The organism is Ruegeria sp. A5 (genome assembly GCF_056543005.1).
In genome coordinates, this window is the sequence record NZ_JBQGAV010000001.1 from 914,941 (window position 1) to 940,001 (window position 25,061).

Annotated in this window: 26 protein-coding genes; 10 read left to right on the forward strand and 16 right to left on the reverse strand. The window is 57.4% G+C overall.

Translation table 11 applies throughout. From position 1 onward, the window contains the following. Positions 1-110: 110 nt before the first annotated feature. Entirely contained in the window at positions 111-1,454 is a 1,344-nt protein-coding gene (gene dddP / locus ACR0AY_RS04635) for a dimethylsulfonioproprionate lyase DddP (protein WP_170512900.1), read from the forward strand. 460 nt (positions 1,455-1,914) lie between these two features. Further along, on the forward strand, positions 1,915-3,129 hold the full coding sequence (locus tag ACR0AY_RS04640) for a bifunctional alpha/beta hydrolase/OsmC family protein (RefSeq protein ID WP_170403180.1): 1,215 nt from the start codon (positions 1,915-1,917) through the stop codon (positions 3,127-3,129). A 55-nt stretch (positions 3,130-3,184) separates the two neighbouring features. Here ACR0AY_RS04640 and ACR0AY_RS04645 read toward each other — a convergent pair whose 3' ends face one another. The 5 genes from ACR0AY_RS04645 to ACR0AY_RS04665 all read right to left on the reverse strand — a co-directional run bounded on the left by ACR0AY_RS04645 (position 3,185) and on the right by ACR0AY_RS04665 (position 5,657). Then, positions 3,185-3,535: a hypothetical protein gene (locus ACR0AY_RS04645; RefSeq protein ID WP_170403183.1), complete on the reverse strand. Its 351-nt coding sequence runs from the start codon at positions 3,533-3,535 to the stop codon at positions 3,185-3,187. A gap of 10 nt (positions 3,536-3,545) precedes the next feature. Continuing rightward, the gene (locus tag ACR0AY_RS04650; protein WP_170512898.1) at positions 3,546-4,103 is read right to left on the reverse strand and encodes a hypothetical protein; all 558 of its coding nucleotides are present in this window, start codon (positions 4,101-4,103) and stop codon (positions 3,546-3,548) included. Between the two features lie 139 nt (positions 4,104-4,242). Beyond that, entirely contained in the window at positions 4,243-4,830 is a 588-nt protein-coding gene (locus ACR0AY_RS04655; protein ID WP_010442062.1) for a biotin transporter BioY, read from the reverse strand. Between the two features lie 75 nt (positions 4,831-4,905). Beyond that, the gene (locus ACR0AY_RS04660; RefSeq protein WP_170422260.1) at positions 4,906-5,328 is read right to left on the reverse strand and encodes a DUF6314 family protein; all 423 of its coding nucleotides are present in this window, start codon (positions 5,326-5,328) and stop codon (positions 4,906-4,908) included. After that, positions 5,325-5,657, reverse strand: a complete 333-nt coding sequence (locus ACR0AY_RS04665) for a hypothetical protein (protein WP_170396412.1) — start codon at positions 5,655-5,657, stop codon at positions 5,325-5,327. The genes ACR0AY_RS04660 and ACR0AY_RS04665 overlap by 4 nt, the downstream gene beginning before the upstream one ends. An 88-nt stretch (positions 5,658-5,745) precedes the next feature. On the opposite strand from ACR0AY_RS04665, the gene purB reads away from it, so the two are divergent. The 4 genes from purB to ACR0AY_RS04685 all read left to right on the forward strand — a co-directional run bounded on the left by purB (position 5,746) and on the right by ACR0AY_RS04685 (position 10,143). Next, positions 5,746-7,050, forward strand: a complete 1,305-nt coding sequence (purB, locus tag ACR0AY_RS04670; RefSeq protein WP_170396410.1) for an adenylosuccinate lyase — start codon at positions 5,746-5,748, stop codon at positions 7,048-7,050. A gap of 380 nt (positions 7,051-7,430) precedes the next feature. Further along, complete coding sequence (locus tag ACR0AY_RS04675) at positions 7,431-7,973, forward strand: tetratricopeptide repeat protein (RefSeq protein ID WP_170512894.1); 543 nt, start codon at positions 7,431-7,433, stop codon at positions 7,971-7,973. A 66-nt stretch (positions 7,974-8,039) separates the two neighbouring features. Further along, complete coding sequence (locus ACR0AY_RS04680; protein WP_480453764.1) at positions 8,040-9,134, forward strand: flagellar motor switch protein FliG; 1,095 nt, start codon at positions 8,040-8,042, stop codon at positions 9,132-9,134. An 85-nt stretch (positions 9,135-9,219) separates the two neighbouring features. After that, positions 9,220-10,143, forward strand: coding sequence for a lysophospholipid acyltransferase family protein (locus ACR0AY_RS04685; protein ID WP_170396406.1), 924 nt, complete (start codon positions 9,220-9,222; stop codon positions 10,141-10,143). Here ACR0AY_RS04685 and ACR0AY_RS04690 read toward each other — a convergent pair whose 3' ends face one another. Beyond that, positions 10,144-10,845: a DUF1223 domain-containing protein gene (locus ACR0AY_RS04690; RefSeq protein WP_170512892.1), complete on the reverse strand. Its 702-nt coding sequence runs from the start codon at positions 10,843-10,845 to the stop codon at positions 10,144-10,146. Between the two features lie 226 nt (positions 10,846-11,071). Here ACR0AY_RS04690 and acnA point away from each other — a divergent pair, with 226 nt between their 5' ends. From acnA to ACR0AY_RS04705, 3 genes are all read left to right on the forward strand, one after another. After that, complete coding sequence (acnA, locus tag ACR0AY_RS04695; protein ID WP_170512889.1) at positions 11,072-13,762, forward strand: aconitate hydratase AcnA; 2,691 nt, start codon at positions 11,072-11,074, stop codon at positions 13,760-13,762. A 117-nt stretch (positions 13,763-13,879) separates the two neighbouring features. Further along, entirely contained in the window at positions 13,880-15,382 is a 1,503-nt protein-coding gene (locus ACR0AY_RS04700) for a BCCT family transporter (protein ID WP_170512887.1), read from the forward strand. 115 nt (positions 15,383-15,497) lie between these two features. Beyond that, complete coding sequence (locus tag ACR0AY_RS04705; protein WP_480453765.1) at positions 15,498-16,199, forward strand: SDR family NAD(P)-dependent oxidoreductase; 702 nt, start codon at positions 15,498-15,500, stop codon at positions 16,197-16,199. Here the strand turns inward: ACR0AY_RS04705 and ACR0AY_RS04710 are convergent. The 10 genes from ACR0AY_RS04710 to yajC all read right to left on the reverse strand — a co-directional run bounded on the left by ACR0AY_RS04710 (position 16,194) and on the right by yajC (position 23,172). Beyond that, positions 16,194-16,736 carry a DsbE family thiol:disulfide interchange protein gene (locus ACR0AY_RS04710; RefSeq protein ID WP_170512883.1) on the reverse strand — a complete coding sequence of 181 codons (543 nt, stop codon included), beginning with the start codon at positions 16,734-16,736 and terminating at the stop codon, positions 16,194-16,196. The genes ACR0AY_RS04705 and ACR0AY_RS04710 overlap by 6 nt on opposite strands. Next, positions 16,729-16,887 (reverse strand): heme exporter protein CcmD, encoded by a 159-nt coding sequence (gene ccmD, locus ACR0AY_RS04715; protein WP_010442050.1) that lies wholly within the window; start codon positions 16,885-16,887, stop codon positions 16,729-16,731. Before ccmD ends, ACR0AY_RS04710 begins: the two co-directional genes overlap by 8 nt. Continuing rightward, on the reverse strand, positions 16,884-17,657 hold the full coding sequence (locus tag ACR0AY_RS04720; RefSeq protein ID WP_170396395.1) for a heme ABC transporter permease: 774 nt from the start codon (positions 17,655-17,657) through the stop codon (positions 16,884-16,886). The genes ccmD and ACR0AY_RS04720 overlap by 4 nt, the downstream gene beginning before the upstream one ends. Positions 17,658-17,718: 61 nt before the next feature. Further along, positions 17,719-18,375, reverse strand: coding sequence for a heme exporter protein CcmB (gene ccmB / locus ACR0AY_RS04725; protein ID WP_170396393.1), 657 nt, complete (start codon positions 18,373-18,375; stop codon positions 17,719-17,721). Beyond that, positions 18,372-18,986, reverse strand: a complete 615-nt coding sequence (gene ccmA, locus ACR0AY_RS04730) for a heme ABC exporter ATP-binding protein CcmA (protein ID WP_170396391.1) — start codon at positions 18,984-18,986, stop codon at positions 18,372-18,374. The genes ccmB and ccmA overlap by 4 nt, the downstream gene beginning before the upstream one ends. Positions 18,987-19,116: 130 nt before the next feature. Then, on the reverse strand, positions 19,117-19,470 hold the full coding sequence (locus ACR0AY_RS04735) for an Mth938-like domain-containing protein (protein ID WP_170403221.1): 354 nt from the start codon (positions 19,468-19,470) through the stop codon (positions 19,117-19,119). A gap of 10 nt (positions 19,471-19,480) precedes the next feature. Beyond that, positions 19,481-20,227, reverse strand: coding sequence for a TSUP family transporter (locus tag ACR0AY_RS04740; protein WP_170513042.1), 747 nt, complete (start codon positions 20,225-20,227; stop codon positions 19,481-19,483). Further along, entirely contained in the window at positions 20,220-21,188 is a 969-nt protein-coding gene (secF, locus tag ACR0AY_RS04745) for a protein translocase subunit SecF (RefSeq protein WP_170396385.1), read from the reverse strand. The genes ACR0AY_RS04740 and secF overlap by 8 nt, the downstream gene beginning before the upstream one ends. A gap of 1 nt (position 21,189) precedes the next feature. Continuing rightward, complete coding sequence (secD, locus tag ACR0AY_RS04750; RefSeq protein ID WP_170512880.1) at positions 21,190-22,851, reverse strand: protein translocase subunit SecD; 1,662 nt, start codon at positions 22,849-22,851, stop codon at positions 21,190-21,192. Positions 22,852-22,884: 33 nt separating this feature from the next. Next, a complete protein-coding gene (gene yajC, locus ACR0AY_RS04755) occupies positions 22,885-23,172 on the reverse strand; it encodes a preprotein translocase subunit YajC (protein WP_155151194.1) in 288 nt (95 codons plus the stop codon). A gap of 192 nt (positions 23,173-23,364) precedes the next feature. On the opposite strand from yajC, the gene ACR0AY_RS04760 reads away from it, so the two are divergent. Continuing rightward, positions 23,365-25,029, forward strand: a complete 1,665-nt coding sequence (locus ACR0AY_RS04760; RefSeq protein WP_170512878.1) for a mechanosensitive ion channel domain-containing protein — start codon at positions 23,365-23,367, stop codon at positions 25,027-25,029. The last annotated feature ends 32 nt before the right edge of the window (positions 25,030-25,061 follow it).

The following is a 25,061-nucleotide window of genomic DNA, read 5'->3' on the forward strand; positions in this document are numbered from 1 at the left end:
ACCCTGCTCTGGCGCTGTCGGTCAAAAAGCGACCAGAAGACGGTCGCAAACCTAGAAGACGCAGCGCATCTGGATTTGCAGGTTGGGCAGGCAAGCAGAAAGGTCCAACCGTGAACACACCATATCGTGACACCCGTAAGATTGACCCGACCCGGGGCGCCACCCTCGGGGACGGGACACCGAACGACAATGACAGGATCGAGATCGGACCGACACAGCTTGCCTTCGAAGAATGGGCCGCTGCCGGGCTTAGCCTGCCCAATCTAGAACAGATGCGTAAATATCGCTGGAAACGCCTCACTCAGGCCATCGTGCAACGCGATTGGGGCGGGATCCTGCTGTTTGACCCCCTGAATATCCGCTACGCGACTGACAGCACCAACATGCAGCTCTGGAATACCCATAACCCGTTCCGGGCCGTTTTGGTTTGCGCTGACGGGTATATGGTGATCTGGGACTACAAGAACTCTCCGTTCTTGTCGAAATTCAACCCGCTGGTGCGCGAGCAGCGCTCGGGCGCCGATCTGTTCTATTTCGACCGGGGCGACAAGATTGACGTTGCCGCAGATGTGTTCTCAAACGAGGTGCGCGCCCTGATCGAAGAACACGGCGGCGGCAACATGCGGCTGGGTGTCGACAAGATCATGCTGCACGGCCTGCGCGCGCTTGAGGCTCAGGGGATCGAGGTGATGGAGGGCGAAGAGCTTACCGAGAAAACCCGTGCCATCAAAGGCCCAGACGAAATCCTCGCCATGCGCTGCGCCAGCCACGCCTGCGAGACCGCAGTGGCCGAAATGGAGCGCTTCGCACGTGTCAATGTCGGAGACGGGAAGACATCCGAGGATGACATTTGGGCAGTGCTACATGCTGAAAACATCCGGCGCGGTGGTGAATGGATCGAGACCCGCTTGCTTGCCTCGGGCCAGCGCACCAATCCCTGGTTTCAGGAATGCGGCCCGCGCATCACGCGGCAAAATGAAATCATCGCGTTCGATACCGACCTGATCGGGTCTTACGGCATTTGCGTCGACATCTCACGAACCTGGTGGATCGGCGATCAAAAACCGCGCCCCGACATGATCTATGCCATGCAGCACGCGCATGAGCATATCATGACCAATATGGAAATGCTGAAGCCCGGCGTCATGATCCCGGAACTAACTGCGAATGCCCATCGGCTGGATGACAAGTTTCAGGCACAGAAATACGGCTGCCTGATGCATGGAGTTGGATTGTGCGATGAATGGCCCTTGGTAGCCTATCCCGACAAGGCGGTCGAGGGATCCTATGATTATCCACTTGAACCCGGAATGGTGTTGTGCGTCGAAGCGGCAGTTGGCGAGGTTGGCGGCGATTTCTCGATCAAGCTGGAAGATCAGGTGCTGATCACCGAAGACGGCTATGAAAACCTCACGAAGTATCCGTTCGACGCACAGTTGATGGGGTCTGGCTAAGCGCTATCGCCTAGTTTGACCAGTGGGACCGTCTGACATTACCGTGCCAATCCTCAGGCGCTGTGAGAGTTGGCGTGTCCTCAGACGTATTCGTTAGCGGCCAGCTTTGTCCCAGTGCAAAACCAATTGCGCCAGTCACGAGAATTGCCAACAGAACTCCGGCGTGGAGTGTCGGGCTTAGCGGTGCAGATGTTGTATGTGCCATTTTGACCTCTGCTTTGGATAAGAAGGATGATTGCAAGTTGGGGTCCAAGTATAAATAAGTAAAATGAATGTTTATCCGAATTATCATCACATTTTTTGATTGTTCAAATACCAACCCCAACAATGCATTGATGCGACGCGCCAAGGGCTACGTGGTCCCACCCCCTCACCTTCCTGTTACGCCACTGACACAGGGGTTGAGAGAACCGCACACAGCACACAGTATTGTCGAAACCTGGACCACCAAGGATTCATCATGCCCACCGAACGCATTACTTTCGCCGGTCACGACGGCAGCCAATTGGCCGCGCGCCTTGATCTGCCGGACGGGCCGGTACTGGCAACGGCTTTGTTTGCGCATTGCTTTACCTGCTCTAAGGACATACCTGCCGCACGGCGCATTTCGGCGCGTTTGGCGGCGATGGGCATCGCCGTGCTCAGGTTTGATTTTACAGGCCTTGGCCACTCGGATGGAGAGTTTGCGAATACGACATTCACCTCAAATGTCGAAGATCTGATCGCTGCAGCGCACTACCTGTCCGGCCGCAACATGGCCCCCGCCCTGCTTATTGGCCATTCACTTGGCGGCGCTGCGGTACTGCGCGCACGCGCTGGCATACCGTCGATCAAGGCGGTCGTCACATTGGGTGCGCCTGCTGACCCGGGCCACGTATCACACCATTTCGAGGCCGCCCTGCCCGAGATTCAGGCGCAAGGCAGCGCAGAGGTTTCGCTTGGCGGTCGCCCGTTCCGCATTGGCAAAGCTTTTGTCGATGACATTTCAGAGGCCGCGCTTAGCCCTGCCGTTTCAGATTTGAAAGCAGCGCTTCTGATCCTGCACGCACCGCGCGATGACACGGTCAGCATTGACAACGCCAGCACCATCTTTCTGGCTGCGAAGCATCCAAAAAGTTTTGTCACGCTGGACGATGCCGACCATCTGATCACACGCGCCGCTGATGCGGATTACGCGGCGGATGTCATTGCGGCTTGGGTGTCGCGATACGTCAAACTGTGCCCGCCCGCCCCACCACCCGGCGCCCCGGAAGGTGTTGTTCGCGTAACCGAGGCAGACCCGGCAGGGTTCCTGCAAGACATCCAGTCCGGCCCGCGCCACCATGCGGTCGCTGACGAGCCCGCCTCGTACGGAGGAACGGACCGAGGCATGTCCCCTTATGGATTTGTGTCCTCGGGATTGGGCGCCTGTACCTCGATGACCATTCGCATGTATGCGCGGCGCAAGAAATGGCCGCTGACAGGTATCACCGTCGATGTCTGCCACGACAAGGTACACGCCCAGGACGCTGGACTGGCCAGCGATGGTAAGGTCGATCAGTTCCGTCGCAAGATACGGCTTCAAGGGCCGCTGGATGCCGCGCAACGTGCTAAGCTATTGGAGATCGCAGATAAATGTCCCGTGCACCGAACCCTTGAAGGCTCGGCCCATATCACGACTGAGCTGCTGGACTGAAAACCACCTTTGTCAGCTTATGATAATGATTGAAGGGGGCTTTTGCCCCCTTTTTCTAACGGCGCCTCGGTGAGGGTCGGTGAATTGGTGGCCGTGCCGTCGGAGGACGCGCCACCGGGGGATGCGGGCGCGACGGCGGTTTGGCGATCGGTGGCTTTGGCCGCGGTGGAGGGTTCGGACGAACCGGTCGATCGGGGCGGTCGGGCCGGTCTGGGCGGTTTATGTCAACATCTACATTCACGTTACGGTCGTGGTAGTAATCATTCCACAGCATCGAGTCGTAGAACGGGTCATACCCAACGCCATACCCTACCCCGACGGACACGCCATCGCAGGCGGACAGTGTAAACGTTGCAGTACCCAACCCCAGCGCCAGAACAGACCGTTTTAACAGTTTGCGAGTCATCCGAGCCTCCTTACTGCAAAGACCGGAACGACGCGAAAACGGCGTTCAAGGCATCAACATAAGACGGGTCGGCCCCGTCACGCAGGATCGCAACCCCTATCGCAACACGGTCACGCGGCAGGTCAATCACGGTGGCGGTAAAGTTTACGCCTCGCCCATCCCGATTGCCGGTGCCTCGAATAACGTGGGCTGGCCGCCCACCAATCCTTGTATTGCTGGTGCTGGTCACGGTCGGGTCTTTGACGAGGAATTTGTCGATATCCTCAAGATAGCTCAGCCCGCCCTGAATGCTGGAAACCCGTGATGGTGAGACGAAGCCCATCCAGACATTATCGTCGGTCACCGGTCTGATCCCCATGACGCGCGAAACCGCACGGGCATCGCCCAGATTGGTATCCTCGATTTCACGCGGGCCACCGGTACGCAATGCCCAAAAGTCGGGAACCTCAAAGCGGAACAGGGCGCGCCCTTCATCGGTGTAGGTCACCGGTGTGTCAGCTTGCACAGGCGTTACAGCCAACCAAGTCACGGCACTTGCAGCAAGCGCCAAGCTTAACAAAATACGCATATCTCAATTACCTGATCAGTTTTCTGATGTCAGGTTGCCCATGCAGTTTGACTTTGTCCAGTATCCTGTTCTGCAGACAATAAAAAACCCGCGTCCGGAAAGCTCCGAACGCGGGTGTGTCTTGCGCAAGAGCGCGCTATCAGGTGCGTGCGTCGCCCAGCAGCTTCCACAGGCCAGGGATCAGCAGAGCGGCCAGCGCCAGCTTGATTGCGTCACCCAGCAGGAACGGTGTCAGACCCCATTCCAGGATCGGCTTGTCCCAGCCATACAGCTGACCCAGCCACAGCAGGCCCGGCACATAGATCAGGACATTGGCCAGCACCAGCGCCAGCGCCAGCTTGCCGACCGAACGATCCCAGCCGCGCGCGGCCAGTGCGCCCAGCAGAATGGTCGCCATCAGGTAACCGACCAGATAGCCACCGGTGCCACCCATCATGTAGGTCAGGCCGAATTTTTCGGCCGAGGAACCCGCAAACACGTCAAAGCCCAGAGCACCAACCAGCAGGTAACCCAGCATCGTGATCAGGCCAAGGCGCGCGCCATAGGCGGTGCCGATGGTCAGAACGGCGAATGTGCCCATGGTGATCGGAACCGGCCACATCGGCACTTTGATTTTGGCTGCAACAGCCAGAGCAACGATACCCAGGGCAACCAGAGCCACCTGCTTGACGCGCAGCGCCGTCCCCTCACGCGGGCCAAAAGCATTGGCCAGTACGTTTGCGTTCATCTCATTTCTCCACATTCGGACTTATTTGCACATGCAGCAATGCCCGTTCCGGGCCGTTGCTGCAAGATGATTACGCTATCGCAGCGCGTATTTGGTCTCCATTTCATAGGATTTTCGCGGTCCTGATACAGTCCAGCGGACTGTCCAGCGCGGCCATCCCGAGAAATCATAGTCTGCATCATAGCTGTCCGGCGGGCAATCGTGATGATCCTTGACGCGGGTTTGGCCAAGTTTAAGTGCGTGAAAAAACCGATCATCATCAAAGTGAATGGCGATCCGATCACCGGCGTCGCGCCAAAGGTATCGACGCGTTCCCGTCATTGCAGGCTGCCCCGGAACACGCAGCGTGACCGTCTCATCATAGACCAACCCTTGGGTATCTTGCCGTAGCTCTGCCTTACCCTCGGCCTGAATGATCTGGCCTGCACGCTCGTCCCGGATGAGGCGGCTCAGGTCCCAAACCCCCTGGAAATCATAAATATTTCTGGGCAGGCTCACTTCAAATAGATTCCGTCAGTTGTATTACCTGAATCATCCACAAACCGGATGGTTTCACCGCTTTGCTCAACATCATAACAAGCCCAGAAATCCGAAGGCGGCCAGACCGAGCAATAGCGATCATCACGAACGGCCCATCGTCCCGAACTTGGGCGGCCTGAAAAGTACTGCGTTTGCATATTGCTATCGAAGGTCTGGGTGATCCCCTCGCCATAGTCGAGCTTCTTGCCAGCAAGCGCCATCAGAATCTCATCACCCGTCAGTTGCTGAAACTCGTCGGCGGCCACAAATCCGGGCCAAAGCAATAAAATCAGGGCAAACCGTCTCATCCCAGCACTCGCGCCTTGTTCCTTGGTCTATGCGCGGCTAAACCCCGCGCCAACGCCTCATCCCAATCATAAAAAGGTGCTGCCGCCAATGATTCCCCGCTATTCACGCCCCGACATGGTCGCCATCTGGTCACCCGAGAGCAAGTTCCGCATTTGGTACGAGATCGAGGCGCACGCCTGCGACGCCATGGCCGATCTAGGCGTGATCCCGCGTGAAAACGCCGAGGCCGTGTGGAAAGCCAAGGATGTGGAGTTTGATGTCGCCCGTATCGACGAGATCGAAGCCGTCACCAAACACGACGTCATCGCCTTCCTGACCCATCTGGCCGAACATGTGGGTAGCGAGGAAGCCCGCTTCGTGCATCAGGGCATGACCTCCTCGGACGTGCTGGACACTTGCTTCAATGTGCAACTGACCCGCGCCGCCGACCTGCTGATTGCAGACCTCGAAGGTCTGTTGGCTGCCCTGAAACGCCGCGCGATCGAGCACAAAGACACCGTTCGCATCGGTCGCAGCCACGGTATCCATGCCGAACCCACCACGATGGGCCTGACCTTTGCCCGCTTCTATGCCGAGATGGACCGCAACTTGTCCCGGATGCGCGATGCCCGCGCGGAAATCGCCACCGGAGCGATCAGCGGCGCGGTCGGGACGTTTGCGAATATCGACCCGCAGGTTGAAGAGCATGTCTGCGACAAGCTGGGTCTGGTGCCTGAACCGATCAGCACACAGGTCATTCCCCGCGACCGTCACGCAGCATTCTTCGCCACACTGGGTGTTATCGCCAGCAGCATCGAAAACATCGCTATCGAAATCCGCCACATGCAGCGTACCGAAGTGCTGGAGGGGGCCGAGTTCTTCTCGATGGGGCAGAAAGGCTCATCCGCGATGCCGCACAAGAAGAACCCGGTGCTGACCGAGAACCTGACCGGTCTTGCGCGCATGGTGCGTGCTGCCGTGATCCCGGCGATGGAGAACGTGGCGCTGTGGCACGAGCGCGATATCTCGCATTCCTCGGTCGAACGCATGATCGGGCCGGATGCCACTATCACGCTGGACTTTGCACTCGCGCGATTGACCGGTGTAATCGACAAGATGCTGATCTTCCCCGAGAACATGATCGAGAACATGAACAAGTTCCCTGGTCTTGTCATGAGCCAACGAGTGCTGTTGGCGTTGACCCAAGCCGGTGTAAGCCGCGAGGATGCCTATGCCATGGTTCAGCGCAACGCGCTGAAAGTCTGGGAGCATCGCACCGACTTCAAAGAGGAACTCTTGGCCGACGCCGATGTCACCGCCGCGCTGAGCCCGAAAGAAATCGAAGAGAAATTCGATCTCGGCTACCATACCAAACATGTAGATACGATTTTCGCCCGCGTATTCGGCGAATAATTCAAACTCAAACAGTGCTAAAAACTTGGCCCGGCTTGCTCAATGCAGCCGGGCCTTGTGTCTTTGCCAGATTGGCAAAAATCGGTTAATCTGTTGGCACAGTTTCCGCGAAAGGAAAACTCGATGCTACGAACTGCTCTATGCGCAATTGCTCTTATCTGTGCGGGCACCGCCGGATTTGCCTGTAACGGTAACACCAAGCAAACCCAGTCCTGTGCTGAAGGCACAATTTGGGACAGCGAAAGCCAAAGCTGCATGAAAATCGTCAATAGCTGACATTTTTATTTCCTGCTTGTGAATAAAAGCGATCAGTCAATCGTTAGCTTTTTTGAAGATCAAGCTATGATTGTAACAAGTCTCTTTGACAACGGAGTAGGAAAATGCGTCTTGTACTAGCCTCGGCCATCGCTCTTCAGGCCTTTACCTTCGCGCCCATGGCCATTGCTGCGGGTGGTGGGGACAGCAGCCCGCCCAAGCCCACCAACACCACCAAGAAATGCCTGTTTGGCCGCGTCTATGACGAGGCAGCCGGGCGCTGCGTCAAACCCAACAAGACGAATTTCACCGAAGACCAACTGTATGATGCCGTGCGCGAGTTGGCTTACGACGGGCAGTACGAAAATGCTCAGGGCATTCTGCGTATCATGGATCAAGATGATGATCGGGTGCAGACCTATTGGGGGTTCACCTATCGCAAGATGGGTGAGCTGAAACTGGCTGACGCATTTTACCAGAAAGCAATTGAATCCAATCCCGACAACATCCTCGCCCGCAGCTACATGGGTCAGGGATTTGTTACAGAGGGCAAGACCGAGTTGGCCATCGCAAAATGGCGCGAGATCAAGGCGCGTGGTGGCGAAGGCACATGGGCTGAGACATCGCTGCGCGAAGCGATCAGAACAGGGCTGACATATAGCTACTGAGTTTCAGGGTTTCTTTACCCGACTCTCTATATTCTGCCTGCAACGCGAATGAGGCATTGCAGGCAGATGCAGGACACGAAACTAATGGTGCAGATGACGCCGGGCGCGCAACCCCCGGTCGTTGAACAGGACGATGATGCGCCACGTGTTGTGCCGCGCGCCCTCAGCAACCGAGAGAAAGCCGCAGTTGTGGTTCGGCTGCTGCTGAACGAGGGGGCGGATATCCCGCTGGAAGAGCTTCCTGATTCACTGCAGGAACAACTTACCCACCAACTTGGACAGATGGGGTTGGTTGACCGGGTAACGCTGGCCGCCGTCGCGCAGGAATTTGCCGATGCGCTGGATGGCGTAGGGCTTGCATTTCCCCATGGGCTAGCCGGTGCTCTGGACGCGGTGAACGGCAAGATCGCCCCAGCCACCGCCGCCCGGCTGCGCAAGGTAGCTGGCGTGAGGCAGATCGGTGACCCATGGCAGCGTTTGCGCGAAGTACCCTCAGAAGATCTGGCCGAGATGGCCAAAGCTGAAAGCACCGAAGTCGCCGCCGTTATGCTGTCGAAACTCGAAACCGCCAAGGCTGCCCAGTTGTTGGGCCACCTGCCCGGCCCCACAGCGCGACGGATAACCTATGCTGTATCGAAAACGGCCAACGTGACGCCCGAGGCGGTAGAGCGGATCGGATGGTCCTTGGCCGCTCAGCTGGATCAACGCCCCGAGCCCGCCTTTCGGGATGGGCCGGGTGAGCGTGTGGGCGCGATCCTCAACCAGTCGGCCGCGGCGACGCGTGATGGTTTGCTGACCGCGCTGGACGAAGAAGACTCCGATTTTGCCGATACCGTCCGGCAATCGATCTTCATCTTTTCGCATGTGCCCTCGCGCATCGAACCCCGCGATGTTCCAGCGATTCTGCGCGGTGTGGATCAACCCGTTCTCATCACGGCGTTGGCCGGAGCCAATAGCGACGAAGACCTTGCCACGGTCGAGTTCTTCCTAGCCAACATGTCCTCTCGCATGGCGGACAACTTACGGGAAGAAATGGCCGAGCGTGGCAAGGTCAAACAATCCGACAGTGAAGAAGCGATGTCGCAGATCGTTGCAGCCATCCGCGCGCTTTTGGACGAGGGCGCGATCGCACTGGTCGAGGCGGAGGAGAATGCAGAATAGTCCGGCAAGGCGCGACCACTTGTGATCGCACGATGGGGCCTGTATGTCTCGTCGCGCAGTTCACAACGCTCAGGTGTCTCTCCCCATGCCCGTCGAAAAGTCGGAACTAAGCCGATTTGAGCTTGGAAAATACTACGTCGCCAACCTGTTTCTGACCGGCGTAATCCGCGGCATGCGCCTGCTGCCATATGAGCGCCGCATCGGAGCGATGGGCGCGATTGTGCGCTGGCTTGCCCCCATTGTCGGCTTTCGAACCCGCGTGCGCCGCAACCTGAAACTCACCTGCCCAGACCTGCCCGAGGCCGAGGTCAAACGCATCTGCCGCGCCGTGCCTGACAATGCCGGGCGCGCGATCATGGAGCATTTTTCAGCCGACGGTTTCATCGAGCGACAAAGCAAGGCCAAAGTATCGGGCTCGGGTGTCGAAGCATTTGATGCCGCCGTGGCGGAAGGGCGTCCAGTGATGATGATCACTGCGCATTTCGGGCACTATCTGGCCGCGCGGGTCGCGCTGCAGGCGCGTAGCGGTAAACCCATCGGCAGCCTCTATCGCCGCATGGCAAATCCATATTTCAACGACATGTATGTCGAGGCATTCTATCAGACCGGGTCGCCCATGTTCGAACAGGGCCGCCGAGGTATGGTCGAAATGGTCCGTTCACTGAAAAGCGGAGGCATCATTGCCATTGTATCCGACCTGCATGCGCATGGTGGTGAGGAGCTGACCTTTTTCGGCAAACCCGCCGTCACCTCGGTGCTGAACGCGGAACTTGCGATCAAATACAAGGCTGTGCTGATCCCCTGCTATGCAGTGCGCCAACCCAACGGGATCGATTTTGAGATCGTCCTGCACGACCCGGTCCCGCATACTGATGCCAAAACCATGACCCAGTTCACCAATGACGACCTGGAAGCGATGGTGCGTCAGCACATGGGACAATGGTTCTGGATTCATCGGCGCTGGAAGTCCTGGAGGGGACTGGGGGTCCAGCCAAAGGATATGCCCTGATCACTTAACCCGCGCTGCGGCCACGATCGGACCATGGCCACTGCGCTGGATCAGTACAACGGCAGGCAATTCCGATGACAATGTTGCGGTGAAACTCTGCGGTGTTTGGCCATCCCAGCGACCGGCAATCTGCCAATTCTCGACCACGTTTGCATAATCCAGATCATGTCCGGCCAATTCGCCACGCCGGATCGAGGTGCGACGCATCGGCGAATACTGCACAATCCGAACATCATAGGTTTCGTCGTCTGGTAACTCGATCGGAACGACATTCATGGATACTTCGTTCGCGATACGCGTGGCACTGACCTCGGCCTCCGGCGGCGCAGTCAGGTGTGCATCGATTAGCCGGTTCAGTTCAATTGACTTGGCCCCAACCACATCCTGCTGCCCATTCACAACCATCTGCGGCGTATAGATCATCGTCCGCCCGCCTTCACGTGCATAGGCGCGCTGTCGATCGGTATGGTCGGGATTGGCGTATTCATCTTTCCAGCCAATGTAGTCCCAGTAATCCACATGCAACGCCAGACCGATTACATCATCCCGCTTGGCCAATTCATGCATGATCCGGTCCGCTGGCGGGCAGGACGAGCACCCCTGCGAGGTGAACAGTTCGACCACCACCGGATCATCCTGCGCCTGAGCCGGGGCAGCAAGAAAGAGTGAAACAAACGCGGTCGCAGCGACTGATCTGAGCATGTTTTCTCTCGATAGAGGATGATTGCCTGAAAGGTTTAAGTCGGAACCGAATAAACTGCCAATCAAGGTTTCTTGAGACCTCAGACACAAGCTTTCGACAAAATGTGTGCAATGGTATACAAAAATCCACCCAAACTGCCCGTTTCACCTTGAAACAACTGGTGTGGTAATGCAGATAACCCTTAGCGAAGCCCGTATTCCAAGTCATTTGAGAGGGAGGCCACAGATGCCCATCAAGGTCGGACAGGACACCGCCAAGACACGCCGCAGCCTGAACGTGAATGGCAAATCCATTTCCTATTATTCGATTCCAGCCGCGCAAGAAGCAGGCTTAGGCGATTTTTCGAATCTGCCTGCCGCGTTGAAAGTGGTTCTGGAAAACATGCTGCGGTTCGAAGATGACGGGTTCTCGGTTTCCGTCGATGACATCAAAGCCTTTGCCGAATGGGGTGCCAACGGTGGCAAGAACCCACGTGAGATTGCCTATCGCCCTGCCCGGGTTCTGATGCAAGACTTTACCGGAGTTCCGGCCGTGGTGGATCTGGCAGCGATGCGCGACGGCATCAAGGGCCTTGGTGGGGACGCGCAAAAGATCAACCCGCTGAACCCGGTCGATCTGGTCATCGACCACTCGGTCATGATTGATGAGTTCGGCAACCCACGCGCGTTTCAGATGAACGTGGACCGCGAATATGAGCGCAACATGGAACGCTATCAGTTCCTGAAATGGGGTCAGAACGCGTTCAACAATTTCCGCGTCGTGCCTCCCGGCACCGGTATCTGCCACCAAGTAAACCTGGAATATCTGGCGCAGACCGTCTGGACGGACACGGACCAAAGCGGCGAAGAAGTCGCTTATCCCGATACACTTGTTGGTACTGACAGCCACACCACCATGGTCAACGGCATGGCCGTTCTGGGCTGGGGCGTTGGCGGGATCGAGGCCGAGGCAGCGATGCTGGGTCAACCGATCTCGATGCTGATCCCCGAGGTTGTGGGCTTTGAACTGACCGGTTCGATGGTCGAAGGCACAACGGGAACTGACCTTGTCCTGAAAGTCGTCGAGATGCTGCGCGAGAAAGGCGTGGTTGGTAAATTCGTTGAATTCTACGGCGAAGGTCTGGACCGCTTGCCCTTGGCCGATCGCGCAACCATCGCCAACATGGCCCCCGAATACGGCGCGACCTGTGGTTTCTTCCCGATTGACGGCGAGACCTTGCGCTATATGCGCAATACTGGACGCGACGAAGACCGCATCGCATTGGTCGAGGCCTACGCCAAGGAAAACGGCTTCTGGCGCGATGCCGATTACGCGCCGATCTACACCGACACTCTGTCGCTGGATATGGGCACAATTGTTCCTGCGATCTCGGGCCCGAAACGGCCGCAGGATTATGTCGCACTAACCGACGCCAAGGCCGCATTCACCAAGGAAATGGCCGAGACCTTCAAACGCCCGATGGGCAAACAAATAGAGGTCAAAGGCGAAAACTACGGCATGGAATCGGGCAAAGTCGTGATCGCCTCGATCACCTCCTGCACCAACACGTCGAACCCGTATGTAATGATCGGCGCGGGCCTCGTTGCACGTAAAGCCGCCGCGCTGGGATTGGATCGCAAACCGTGGGTAAAGACCTCATTGGCGCCCGGCTCGCAGGTTGTGTCCGCCTACTTGGAAGCTGCGGGTCTGCAGGAAGATCTGGACAAGATCGGCTTCAACCTTGTTGGCTATGGCTGCACCACCTGTATTGGCAACTCAGGTCCGATCCAAAGGGAAATCAGCGAAGCGATTGCCGAAGGCGATCTTGTTGCCACTTCGGTTCTTTCAGGCAACCGCAACTTTGAAGGCCGCATCTCGCCCGACGTGCGCGCCAACTATCTGGCTTCACCGCCGCTGGTGGTGGTTTATGCTTTGGCTGGTACGTTGGACATCGACCTGACCTCGGAACCGATTGGACAGGATCAGGCCGGCAACGATGTCTACATGAAAGACATCTGGCCGACCCAAAGCGAAATCGCCGAATTGGTTGAGGCAACCGTGACCCGCGAGGCGTTCCAGTCGAAATATGCCGATGTCTTCAAGGGCGACGAGAAATGGCAGGAGGTCGAGGTTCCGCAACAGGAAACCTATGATTGGCCACCGACGTCAACGTACATTCAAAACCCTCCCTATTTCCAAGGCATGGGGCCTGAGCCGGGCACGATCTCGAATATCGATGGTGCAAAAGTTCTGCTGATCCTGGGCGACATGATCACCACCGACCATATCTCGCCCGCCGGTTCGTTTGCGACAACGACACCTGCAGGGAAGTATCTGACCGATCGTCAGGTTCAGCCGCGCGAATTCAACTCGTATGGCTCACGCCGTGGCAACCACGAGATCATGATGCGCGGCACCTTCGCCAATATCCGCGTCAAGAACGAGATGCTGGATGGCGTCGAAGGCGGTTATACAAAAGGCCCGGATGGTGAACAAACCTCGGTCTACGAAGCATCGATGGCCTATCAGGAGCAAGGCACCCCGCTGGTCGTCTTTGGCGGCGAACAGTACGGTGCAGGTTCGTCACGCGACTGGGCGGCCAAGGGCACAGCTCTGCTTGGCGTCAAGGCAGTGATCGCCGAGAGTTTTGAGCGCATCCACCGTTCAAACCTGGTAGGCATGGGCGTCATACCGTTCGAATTCACCGATGGTGATACCCGCAAGACACTGGGTCTGAAGGGTGATGAGACCGTATCGATCCACGGGTTGGATTCAGTTGAGCCCCTGCAGGAAGTGCCCTGCACCATCATTTACGGAGATGGTACCGAAAAGACGATCACCCTGAAGTGCCGCATCGATACCGCGCCCGAGATCGAATACATCGAAAACGGCGGTGTGCTGCAATACGTGCTGCGCAATCTCGCAAAAGCGTCATAAATCAGCAGGTTGATATCCAACCTCAGCCCCCGGCCCTGCGCCGGGGGTTTTGTTTTCTGGCCATTTATTCAAAAATCTGAAACTGTTGGGCAAGACAGTCTTCGGAATTTCATCACCATGAAAAAGCCCAACGCCCTATTGGTTTGCTCGCTTAGCGTCATCGCCGTGATCGGGATCTGGGGCGTCGTCGATATCGAAAGCTTGGTGACTTGGGCCAATAGCATCGTGCAACAAACCTTCCACAGTCGCGGTTGGTTCGTGATGCTCGCGGCCTCAGGCATGTTGATCGGGTGTTTGGTTCTGGCCTTTTCGCCCTATGGCAAAATCCGTCTGGGCCGGGATGATGAAGAGCCCGAGTTCTCGACCGCCACCTGGATCTCAATGCTGTTCTCCGCAGGAATGGGCGTTGGACTGCTGTTCTGGGCGGTCGCCGAGCCCCTTACCCATTTCAACTTCATCTCGGGCATGGCACCCGACTATGTCGCCGCGCAGCAGGCCATGCTGGCAACAAACTTCCATTGGGGCCTGCACGCATGGGCGATTTACGGTTCGACCGCGCTGACCATTGCTTATTTCAGCTTTCGGCGCGGGACAGGCATGATGGTCAGTGCACCGATCAAAAGCCTGTTCCCAGGAGAACGCTGGGCCGAGCGGGTCGGGTGGCTGTCGGATTTCATGGCCATTGTTGCAATCTCTATCGGTGTTGGCGGTTCAATGGCCATGGGCGTGTTCCAGGTTGCGGACGGGATTGCGGTTCTGGGTGGCCGGGAAACGGTTGGTGCCCTTCTGATCGGCGTTGTTTTCCTGGCGATGGTCGCAGCCTACATCCCTGCTCTGTTAATCGACCTTGGTCAAGGCATGGCGCGCTTGTCGAATGCGGCAATGCTGATCGCGATCTGCCTTGTGGCCTACACAGTGGTCCTCGGGCCTACAGAGTATCTGTTGAACACTGTGGTTCAAGGGTTCGGCGATTACGTCACCAATGTCATCCCTCGGGGCTTTCAGACCTTCACCTTCTTCGGCGATGACGTCACCAAATGGTTCAGCGACTGGACCCTCACCTATATGGTCTGGTGGATCGCCTGGGGACCTTTTGTTGGTGTGTTCGTCGCGCGTATCTCTCGCGGTCGCACGATCCGGGAATTCGTGATCGGAGTACTCTTTGCGCCCACGCTGTTCTCGATCCTTTGGTTCGGTGCCTTCGGCGGCATCGGTCTGTTCGAGGCGCTCAACGGTGCCGGAGAACTGCTGGCCTATACGCAAACAAACATCGAGCGTGTGACCTTCGCCCTGCTCGACCGTTTGCCCTTATCGCAGATCACAATACTTGTAACCGTAGCAGCGGCGTTTCTGTTCATCGTAACCAGCGTTGTAAGCGCGGCCTTTGTGCTGGGTACATTCTCGTCCCAGGGGGACGAAAACCCGCCCCCGCGCGTGCGGCTGATCTGGGGTGCATTGCTGGGCTTGTTGAGTGTCGCGATGATCCTGTCGGGCTCGGTGGAATCGGTCAAAGTCCTGATCTCACTCGGAGCGCTGCCCTTTGTGTTCATCTCGGTTCTGCTGATGGTCTGCCTGTTCCGAGGGCTACGAGAAGAGGGGCTGAGCCATGCTGATCGGTGATCTGACGGATACGCTTATGAATCTAACCACCTTTGCATTCATCGGCGCGATGATCTGGATTTTGGTCCGTAAGTAACGGCTTGAATCCCGACCATTTTACCGATTTCCTACGATTATGGACAAAGTCGCATTGATAACCGGCGGCGCACGCGGAATTGGGCGTGCAATCGTCGAAGACCTCAGCCGTGATCACCGCGTCGCGTTTACTTGGTTGTCGAGTAAACCCATGCCCGAGCTACTGGGTGCGGATGTTCTGGCCATACGCTCTGATCTATCTGCGCCCGACCAGCCGGCTATCGTGATTTCGCAGGTGATCGAGAGGTTTGGAAGGCTGGATGTGATCGTCAACAATGCCGGCCTTGTGAAATCTACCCCCAAAGAGGAATTTCGGGCCGAGGACCACCGCGCCATTCTGGATTTGAACCTGCTGGCCCCCGCCGCATTGTTGGCTGCTGCGCTACCACATCTGAAACGCGACGCCTCGATCGTCAGTATCTCATCCATGAACGCGGTCTTGCCGCCTCGGGATGCGGTGACCTATGGGGCCAGCAAGGCCGCCCTGAATCTATGGACCCACGCCATGGCAAAGGAGCTTGGGCCAAAGGGGATACGCGTTAATGCAGTCGCGCCGGGTGCGATCAACATCCCCGAAGCGCCTCGGTCAGAGGAGTTGACCGCGCTGTTTGTCAAAGAAACCGCTTTAGATCGCGCGGGAAAGCCCGAGGATATCGCCAAAGCCGTCAGGTTTCTGGCGTCCGATGCCGCATCCTTCATCACTGGTGAGGTTCTGGGCGTCACCGGTGGCTATCGCTTATGAGCCACCTGCGGCTTTCTCAAGCGCTGGGCGGATCGTGCTTTCGATCACCCGCTGAGTGACCGGACCAGCCCAGCGCAGGATGATCGTGCCCTCACCGTCGATCACATAGGTTTCGGGCACACCGTAGACGCCCCAGTCCAGCCCCATGCGGCCCTGTTCATCCCGACCGATACCGGCATAGGGATCGCCCAGTTCGGCAAGAAATCCTTCGGCGTTGTCCAGTTGATCTTTGTAGTTGATACCATAGACCGGGATACCCTCGTCAGACAGAGCCTGCAGATTGGGGTGTTCGACGCGGCATGGTGCACACCAACTGGCCCAGTAGTTGACCAGCTTGACCTCGCCATCACGCAGTGTGGCATCATCGAAGCCCGGTTTGCCCGTGAACTCGGTCAGTACAACCGGCGGTGCTGGCTGACCCTCGCGCGCCGAGGGCAAGGCGTTGGGATCGTCACGGAACATGCCGATGCCCGCGAGCACAGCGAAGGCGCCGAAAATCAGCGGAGGCGCGATCATCAGGGGCGAAATCTTAGCCATTGCGTGACATCCTTTGTTCAACCTTCTCCATCTCGGCCCGTACCTTACGGCCCCGGATCACGCTGAAACCCACCAATGCGATCAGAAGTCCGATTGATACGACGTAGGACCACAAGACGGTATCGGCATATTTTCCAAGATCAGGGATCATCCGCTCACCCTTTCACGCGCCATAAGCGCCTTGGTCCGGCGGGCGCGAATTTCTGTGCCCGTACGATAGAAGACCAGCGCAATGAACAGCAGTACAAAGCCGATGATGCAAAGCAGCAGTGGATAGAAGTAGATATTGCTTACCTTCTCCTCAGTATCCGTGCCTGTGATCGCCCCGGCGCGCATCACCGAAGCCCCCTGATGCAGCCCCTGGTTCCAGAAATTCACGGCATACCGGCTGAGGAACGCAAAGACCGAGCCCACGAGGCAAAGGACCGAGGTCAGGTCCGCCGCTGTATCCGGATCTTCGATCGCTTCCCAAAGCGCGACATAACCTAGATAGAACAGGAACAGGATCAGGAACGATGTCAGGCGCGGGTCCCAGGCCCACCATGTCCCCCACATAGGCTGCCCCCAGATCGCTCCGGTGGCCAATGCGATCAGCGTCATCACGATGCCAATGGGCGCAGCGGCGCGAGCAGCCAGCGCACTGACATGGTGGCGACGCACCAACCAGACCAGCGAAGTTGCCAGCATCATCAGCCAGCAATTGATCGCCATCAACGCGGCAGGTACATGCAGGTAGATGATCTTTACGGTCGAGCCTTGCTTGTAGTCATCCGGGGTGAAGAAAAAGCCCCAGATCAATCCGACGACCAGACAAAGACCTGAGCTGATCCAGAAGAACGGAAGGACCCGTTCGCTGGTCGCGAGGAACTTACGCGGGTTGGCGTATTCCCAAAGGGCATTGGCTTTGGCTGCGATTGTCATGGGCTCTATCTAGTCCGAGTCGGCGTGGTTCTCAATTGACCTCAGTCAAGCTTTGTGGCCATCACCTAAGATTGATGCGCAGTACCGCTGCGCTGGCAAAGGGTAAAAGTGCGACCGTTGCGGCGGTAATCCCTGCCAGCATTAGCAGGGGCGTTTGCGTCTCCATGCCTGTCGCACCGCGTCGGGCGACCTCGGCTCCGAAGATCAAAGTCGGCACGTAGAGCGGCAAAACCAGAAGCGACAGTAGCAGACCGCCCCGTTTTAGACCAACAGTAAGGGCCGCGCCAAAAGTGCCGATAACGCTCATCGCCGGAGTACCGAGGAGCAGTGAGATCACTAGCCACGAAAACCCGGGTACAGGCAGGTTTAGCAACACGCCTAGGAACGGCGCGGCCAGAACCAGCGGCAATCCGGTGGTTAGCCAATGGGCTAGCGCTTTGACGGTAACAACTGATTCCAACGGAAGCGGCGCGGTCGCGAGCAGATCAAGCGAGCCGTCTTCCCAATCCAGCGCCAGAAGGCGATCAAGTGACAGTAGACACGCCAAAAGCGCGCCCAGCCAAAGAACGCCCGGTGCGATGGTCGAAAGCAGCGAAGATTGCGGGCCAACCGAGAATGGCACCAGAACGGTGACGATCAGGAAGAAAGCAAGACCGAGACCAAAGCCACCCCCCGCACGGAAGGCCAATTTCAGATCACGCAGCAATAAGGCGATCACAAGAAACCTCCGTCGAAATCGTCGATGGGCTTGGGCTTGGCCTTGTTGGGGCCAACGTCCAGAACCTCTCCGTCCAAGCCAAGATCAATATGGGTCGCGATCAGGGCCGAACCACCCTGCCCCAGATGCGCGCGCACCGCATCCGCAAACATCTGCACGGCGTGACGATCCAGAGAGACCGTCGGCTCGTCCAGCATCCAGATCGGTCGGCCAGTAACCAACATACGCGCCAATCCCAGACGCCGTTTCTGCCCCGCCGAAAGGTTGCCCGCATGGCGGTCAGCCAACTCGTTCAGCTCAAACGCATCAAGGGCATGCTGGATATCACGGGTGCCAAAGACCGACGCCCAGAAGTTGAGGTTTTCGACAACGGTCAGGGTCGGTTTTAACCCGTCGGAATGGGACGCGTATGCGATCTGGTCTTCTGCCCCGTCGATTTGCCCTGCCAGCGGCGGTTGCAGGCCCGCAAGCGTACGCAGTAATGTTGTCTTTCCGATCCCATTCGGTCCCCGCAGTATCAGCGCCCTTCCTGCCTCAAGCGAGAAGCTCAGCCCTTCGAGCACGGGAACTCCGCCGCGTGCGATGGCCAGATCGGTTACCTTTAAAGTCATGAAGCCCGCTTAGCGGATTGTGCGTGTGGGCAAAAGGTCGGAATTGCCGCAGAGCGGCTGGTTGGATCGCAGTGAGGGGCCAGCCCCTCACACTCACCGAGATATTTTTAGCTAGACGAAGAACAGATCCTCAGACCGGGATCAGCGCAAGCGCAACGCGGCGGCCTTCGGAAAGCAGCACGTTGTAGGTGCGGCAGGCCGCCGGAGAGTTCATGATTTCGACACCCAGACCTGCCTCTTCCAATGTGGTGCGCAAGTCGGCTGGGATGTGGGTCAGTTCTTTGCCCGTACCGATGAACAGAACATCGACATGTTCGGACAAGGCCAGCAGGGTCTGGGCGTCGGAGTAACCCGCCCAAGCCGATGTACCGGTGGGGCCGGTCAGGACTGCCCCATCATGAACTTCCCCGCCTATCCGAAAGAACCCGGGGCCATAGCCATCAACCGGCTGAGCGTTTGTATATGTGATCTCGTTCAGGCGCATGTGCAGGGTTCTAGCCCCAAAGCGGCAGGCCGGACAAGGCCGCTGTTGCAATCACCAGATAGGCTGCGGCGCGGTAGAGGTTCTCGTACTCGGGTCGGAACATCCAGCCTCCCAGCCAGTTGCCCGCAAGGTTGGGAACTGCCAAAGCAAGGCCCAATCCGATGCTCGCGATCGAAAGACGCCCCATCCCACCGAGATATCCAAGGATCAGCAAATCGAAAGCAAACAGGAACAGTAGGATCGTCGCGCGGATGATCTCAACCGGTAAGGGCCGTGACATATAAAACAGGATGACAGCAGGCCCCGGTATCCCGGCTACCCCGCCCAGTAGCCCTGCAGCCCCGCCGATCGCAGCAACCATGCCACGCGATACCGCTCCCCGGTAGCGCAGACCAAAAACCAGAACGGCCAGCATCGACAATGAAATCAGGCTGACGATATAGCGAAACACTTCGGGATCGGTCCGGGTTAGCAGCCATAAGCCAACCGGTAGAAGTAGCGCGCACCCGACCAAAAGGCGCATCAGATCTGCCTTGTCAACAACCGTCCCTGCGCGGCGCAGGTTCGGGATCGGGCCAAATATGTCCATGACCGTCAGCGCGATGATGGCACCGAAGGGGCCAAGATACGGGCTGGAGATGGGCAGGAAGATCAGGGCCGTCCCAAAGCCGGAGAACCCGCGCACGATGCCCCCAACAAAGGCGGCGAAAATAATAAAGGCCAGACCGGTTGGGGTCTGGCCGAAATACTCAGGCATCAATGTTGGCAAACTGGTTGCCCGCCGTATTCGACGGCTTCGACCAGTCGCGCTTGACCCCCAGCCACAGCAGGATGGTCGAGGCCACGAAGACCGACGAATAGGTCCCGACGATCACGCCCCAGATCATCGCGAAGACAAAGCCTCGGATCACGTCTCCGCCCAGTACATAGAGCGAGATCAGCGCCAGCAGCGTGGTCACAGAGGTCATCACCGTCCGGCTGAGCGTTTCGTTGATCGAGATGTTCAGCACCTCTTTGAGGTCTTTCTTCTTGTACTTCCGCAGGTTTTCGCGAACCCGGTCGAAGACGACCACGGTGTCGTTCAGCGAATAGCCGACGATAGTCAGTAGAGCGGCGATGATCGCCAGGTCAAAACGGATTTGTAGTTCCGAGAAGATGCCGATTGTCAGGATCACGTCATGCACCAACGCGGCGACCGCCCCGAGTGCGAACTGCCATTCGAACCTGAGCCAGATATAGACAAGCACTGCGCCAATCGCCAAGGCGACCGCAATGACCGCGGTCTGGATCAACTCACCCGAAACCTTGGGGCCAACCGATTCTACCGAGACGAACTGGATATCCGGCGCGGCAACGGTCAGCGCTTCTTCGACGGCTGTGACGGTTGCGGCCGCCACAGCTTCGGCCCCGTCCTGTGCCTGAATGCGGATCATCGCGACGTTTTCATCCTCGCCAAAGGTGGGATCAAAAATCTCGGTGATAGTCACATCGCCAAGCTCTAGCGGCGCGATGGCGTCGCGATAGGCGCCGACGTCGATCTCTTGCGCGCTTTGGGTCCGAATCGTGGTGCCGCCGCGAAAGTCGATGCCGAAGTTCAGCCCTTGCAGCAGGAATGACGTGAATGCGATCACCATCATCAAACCCGAGATGCCCAGCCAGACCTTCCAACGGCTAAAGAAATCGAACGAGGTGTTTTGGGGTACGAGTTTCAGTCTCATGTCAAACCTCGATCGTTTTCGGACGGCGGCGTTCGAACCACATCACGATCATCAGACGCGTCACAAAGATCGCGGTGAAGACCGAGGTCAGAATACCCAGACCAAGCGTAATGGAGAAGCCGCGCACGGGACCACTGCCCATGGCAAACAGGATGGTTGCGGTAATGAATGTGGTCACGTTTGCGTCCAGAATGGCCGAAAGCGCTTTTTCGTATCCCAGCTCGATGGCACGCGCCGGACCTTTGGCAGATTTCAGCTCTTCGCGGATACGCTCGAAGATCAGCACGTTGGCGTCAACTGCCATGCCGACGGTCAGCACGATACCCGCGATCCCGGGCAAGGTCAGCGTGGCGCCGATCAGTGAGAGCAGGCCAAACAAAAGCCCCACGTTCAGGATCAGCGCAATATTGGCGAAGATGCCGAACAGGCCGTAGCTTAGAGCCATGAATACCAACACGGCGACAAAGGCCACGATTGTCGCGACTTTACCTGCGTCGATACTGTCCTGACCCAGCTCAGGGCCGATGGTGCGCTCTTCGAGGAAGTCCAGACCTGCAGGCAAGGCACCTGCGCGCAGCAGAACGGCCAAATTGGTGCTTTCTTCAACTGTGAAGTTGCCAGTGATGATGCCCGAACCACCTGGGATATGGCTTTGGATTACAGGGGCCGAGATCACCTCGTCATCCAGGACGATAGCAAAGGGTGCGCCAATGTTTTCTAGCGTGTAATCGCCGAATTTGCGCGCGCCAGAGGTGTTGAACCGGAAGCTGACCGCAGGGCGGCCGTTCTGGTCGAAGGATGGCTGCGCGTCGACCAATTCTTCACCGGTCACGACGGGTGCGGCGTCCAGAGTGTAGTACACACCATCTTCATCGATCGATGGCACAAGCTTCTCACCAACGCCCGGAATGGCATCCGGGTCAGTCCCGCGCCCAACGACAGGATTGAACGTCAACTGTGCCGTCGTGCCGATAATCTCTTTGAGCTCCCCGGCGCTACCGATGCCTGGCACCTGAATCAGGATACGATCAGCGCCCTGGCGCTGGATAGTTGGTTCGCGTGTGCCAACCTCGTCGATCCGACGGCGGATGATCTCAAGGGACTGGCGCACGGTGCGGTCATCCGAAGCAAGCTTTTCGGCCTCGGACAGTTGGACAACGATAGTGTCCCCCTCAGCGCGGGCCTCTATATCTGTTGCCCCTGCCCCGGTCAGCGTCTGCACCTGTCGGGCCAGACCGCGCACAACCTCTAATGCGCGGGACATGCCCTCGGGTTGGCTGATGCGCACGCGAATCTCGTCAGGCGCCGAATCCTGACGACGGATCGTGCCGACCGTCGCGCGTTCATCACGCAGCGCGTCGCGGATTTCGGGCCACATCGCCTCCATCCGGGATTCGTAGACATCATCAACCTTGACCTCGGCAAGCAAATGCGCGCCGCCGCGCAAGTCGAGCCCGAGATTGACCAGAGACGACGGCAGCCAGTTCGGCCATTGCGCGGCCTCGGCCTGCATTTCAGGTGTATCAATGCCCAGCTCAATCGCAGCCTTGCCATCGTTAGATTGTTCTACGCGCGTATAAAACGCATTCGGCAGGGCAAGGAACAGACCGATCACACAGACCGACCAGATCAGAACCCGCTTCCAGGAATCAATTTGCAGCATTACCCTGCCTTTTCAAGGAATTGTCGCGCGAAGTTACTTCGCAGGTTCGGTCTTGTTCAGAACCTGAGCGATGGTCGATTTCACCACGCGAACCTTAACGCCCTCGGCGATCTCGACTTCGATCTCGTTATCGCCTTCCTTGACCTTCGACACCTTGCCGATCAGCCCGCCTTGGGTGACAACCTGATCGCCCCGGCGCACGGCTTCGACCATGGCCTGATGTTCCTTCATCTTTTTCTGCTGCGGACGGATCAGCAGAAAATACATAATCGCGAAGATCAGGATCAGCGGGAGAAACTGGGCGATTGCGCCACCTTCCATGGGATATTCCTTTGTTCTGATGATGCAGAGAGCTCTCTGCAAAGTTTGCGGGAACCTATGCTTTGAAACATGGGTTTGCAAGCAAACCTGGCCCCATTTCGACCATCGGGTTCAAAGGTTTGCTGCCGGACGTTGCAGATATGTTCTAGGCAGACCCTTCCAGTCAGATATAGTCCTGTGGCAGGAGGCCTAATGATTCAATCAATCCAGACCCTTGGCGCGTTTGTTCGCCTGATGCTCGTGACAGCCTGTTTAGGTCTTCTGGCGTCGCCCGTATGGGCACAGAACGCCACTAGCGAAGAGCCTGCTATAGAAGACACTGAGTCAGAGATTTTTCAGGCTCCGGTTATCGTTGACGGCGACACCTTGTTTCACCTGCGCGGCTCCAGCGCACTGCCCGCACCGGAACGGGCCGCGGGTGTACAGAACAAGATAATCGAAATCGCCGAGGCCTCAGACGCCGAGCAGGTCTCTATAACCTTCGAGGACTCAGAGTTCGGCATTCGAATCTTTGCCGATGGTGTTCAAGTTTCGATCGTGACCGATGCCGATTCCGAGCTTGAGCAGATGGACTTGAACGTTCTCAGTTTGTTGCACGGCGACGCTATTAAACAATCCATTGAAAGCTATCGCGCAAACCGCACCGAACAGGCGCGTGTTTCGGGTGCCATCGAAGCCTTAGCATGGACAGCTGGATTCGCGCTTTTTGTCGTCGTTATCCTGTGGCTGCACCGGCGCATTCGCCGCCGTACGCTGAAACTGGTCAAGCGTTACCTCAAGGATGTCGAAACCGCGACCGCCAAAAGTGTTCAGGCCGAGGCCATCGCCGCGTTGATCCGGTATGCTCTGAATTTTGTCCTGCTGGTGATCTTTTTCCTCGGCTTCTACTACTACCTCTCCTTCGTTCTGCTTGCCTTTGCCGAGACGCGCTATTTCGCGCAACTCCTGCTGACCTACTTGACCGAGCCGGTCCTGCTGATCTTCAAAGGCATCCTCAGCTACATCCCAAACCTGATCATGTTGATACTGATCGCATGGATAACGCTGTATATTATCCGGGGCATGCGTGTGTTCTTTGACGCCGTCGAGGCGGGAACCTTTGACATGGGCGATTTTGAAAGCCACTGGGTGAACCCGACCTTCAACATCGCCCGCGTCGTCGTTATCCTGATCGCTCTGGTCTTTGCTGTCCCTTACATCCCCGGATCAGATTCGGCGGCGTTTCAGGGGCTGACGATTCTGGTTGGTGCCATGCTGTCGCTGGGCGCAAACTCGGTCGTGTCGAACATGCTGGCGGGGCTCTTCGTGATCTATCGCCGCTCAACCTCGATTGGGGATCGGATCCAGATCGGGGACCATATTGGCGATGTGGTGCAGATCAAGTTGATGGAGACGCATCTGAAGTCCATCAAGAATGAACTGATCTCGATCCCGAACGCCCAATTGATGAATTCGGACGTGGTGAATTTCTCAAAAAGAACAGACGGTAGCGGGTTGCTGCTGCATACGACCGTCGGGATTGGCTATGAAGAGCCGCCCGAAAAGATCGAAGCGATGCTGATCGAGGCAGCCCATCGCACCAAGGGAATCAAGGCCAAGCCCGAACCCTTTGTTTTATGGACCGCATTGGCCGATTACGCGATCAACTATCAGATCAATGGTTATACCACTCGGGGCAGTATCATCCCGAAAATCCGCTCGGACTTACATCGCAACATCGTGGCCGTGTTCAATGAGAATAACGTGCAGATCATGACACCTTCGTACATGGCCGACCCGCCCGAGCCGAAGATCCCAGCCGAAGAGTGGGATGGCCATCTGGCACATGAAACACATGAGGACGCGGATAAGTCGTAACCGGTGCTACACCCTGCCATTCAGATGGTGCA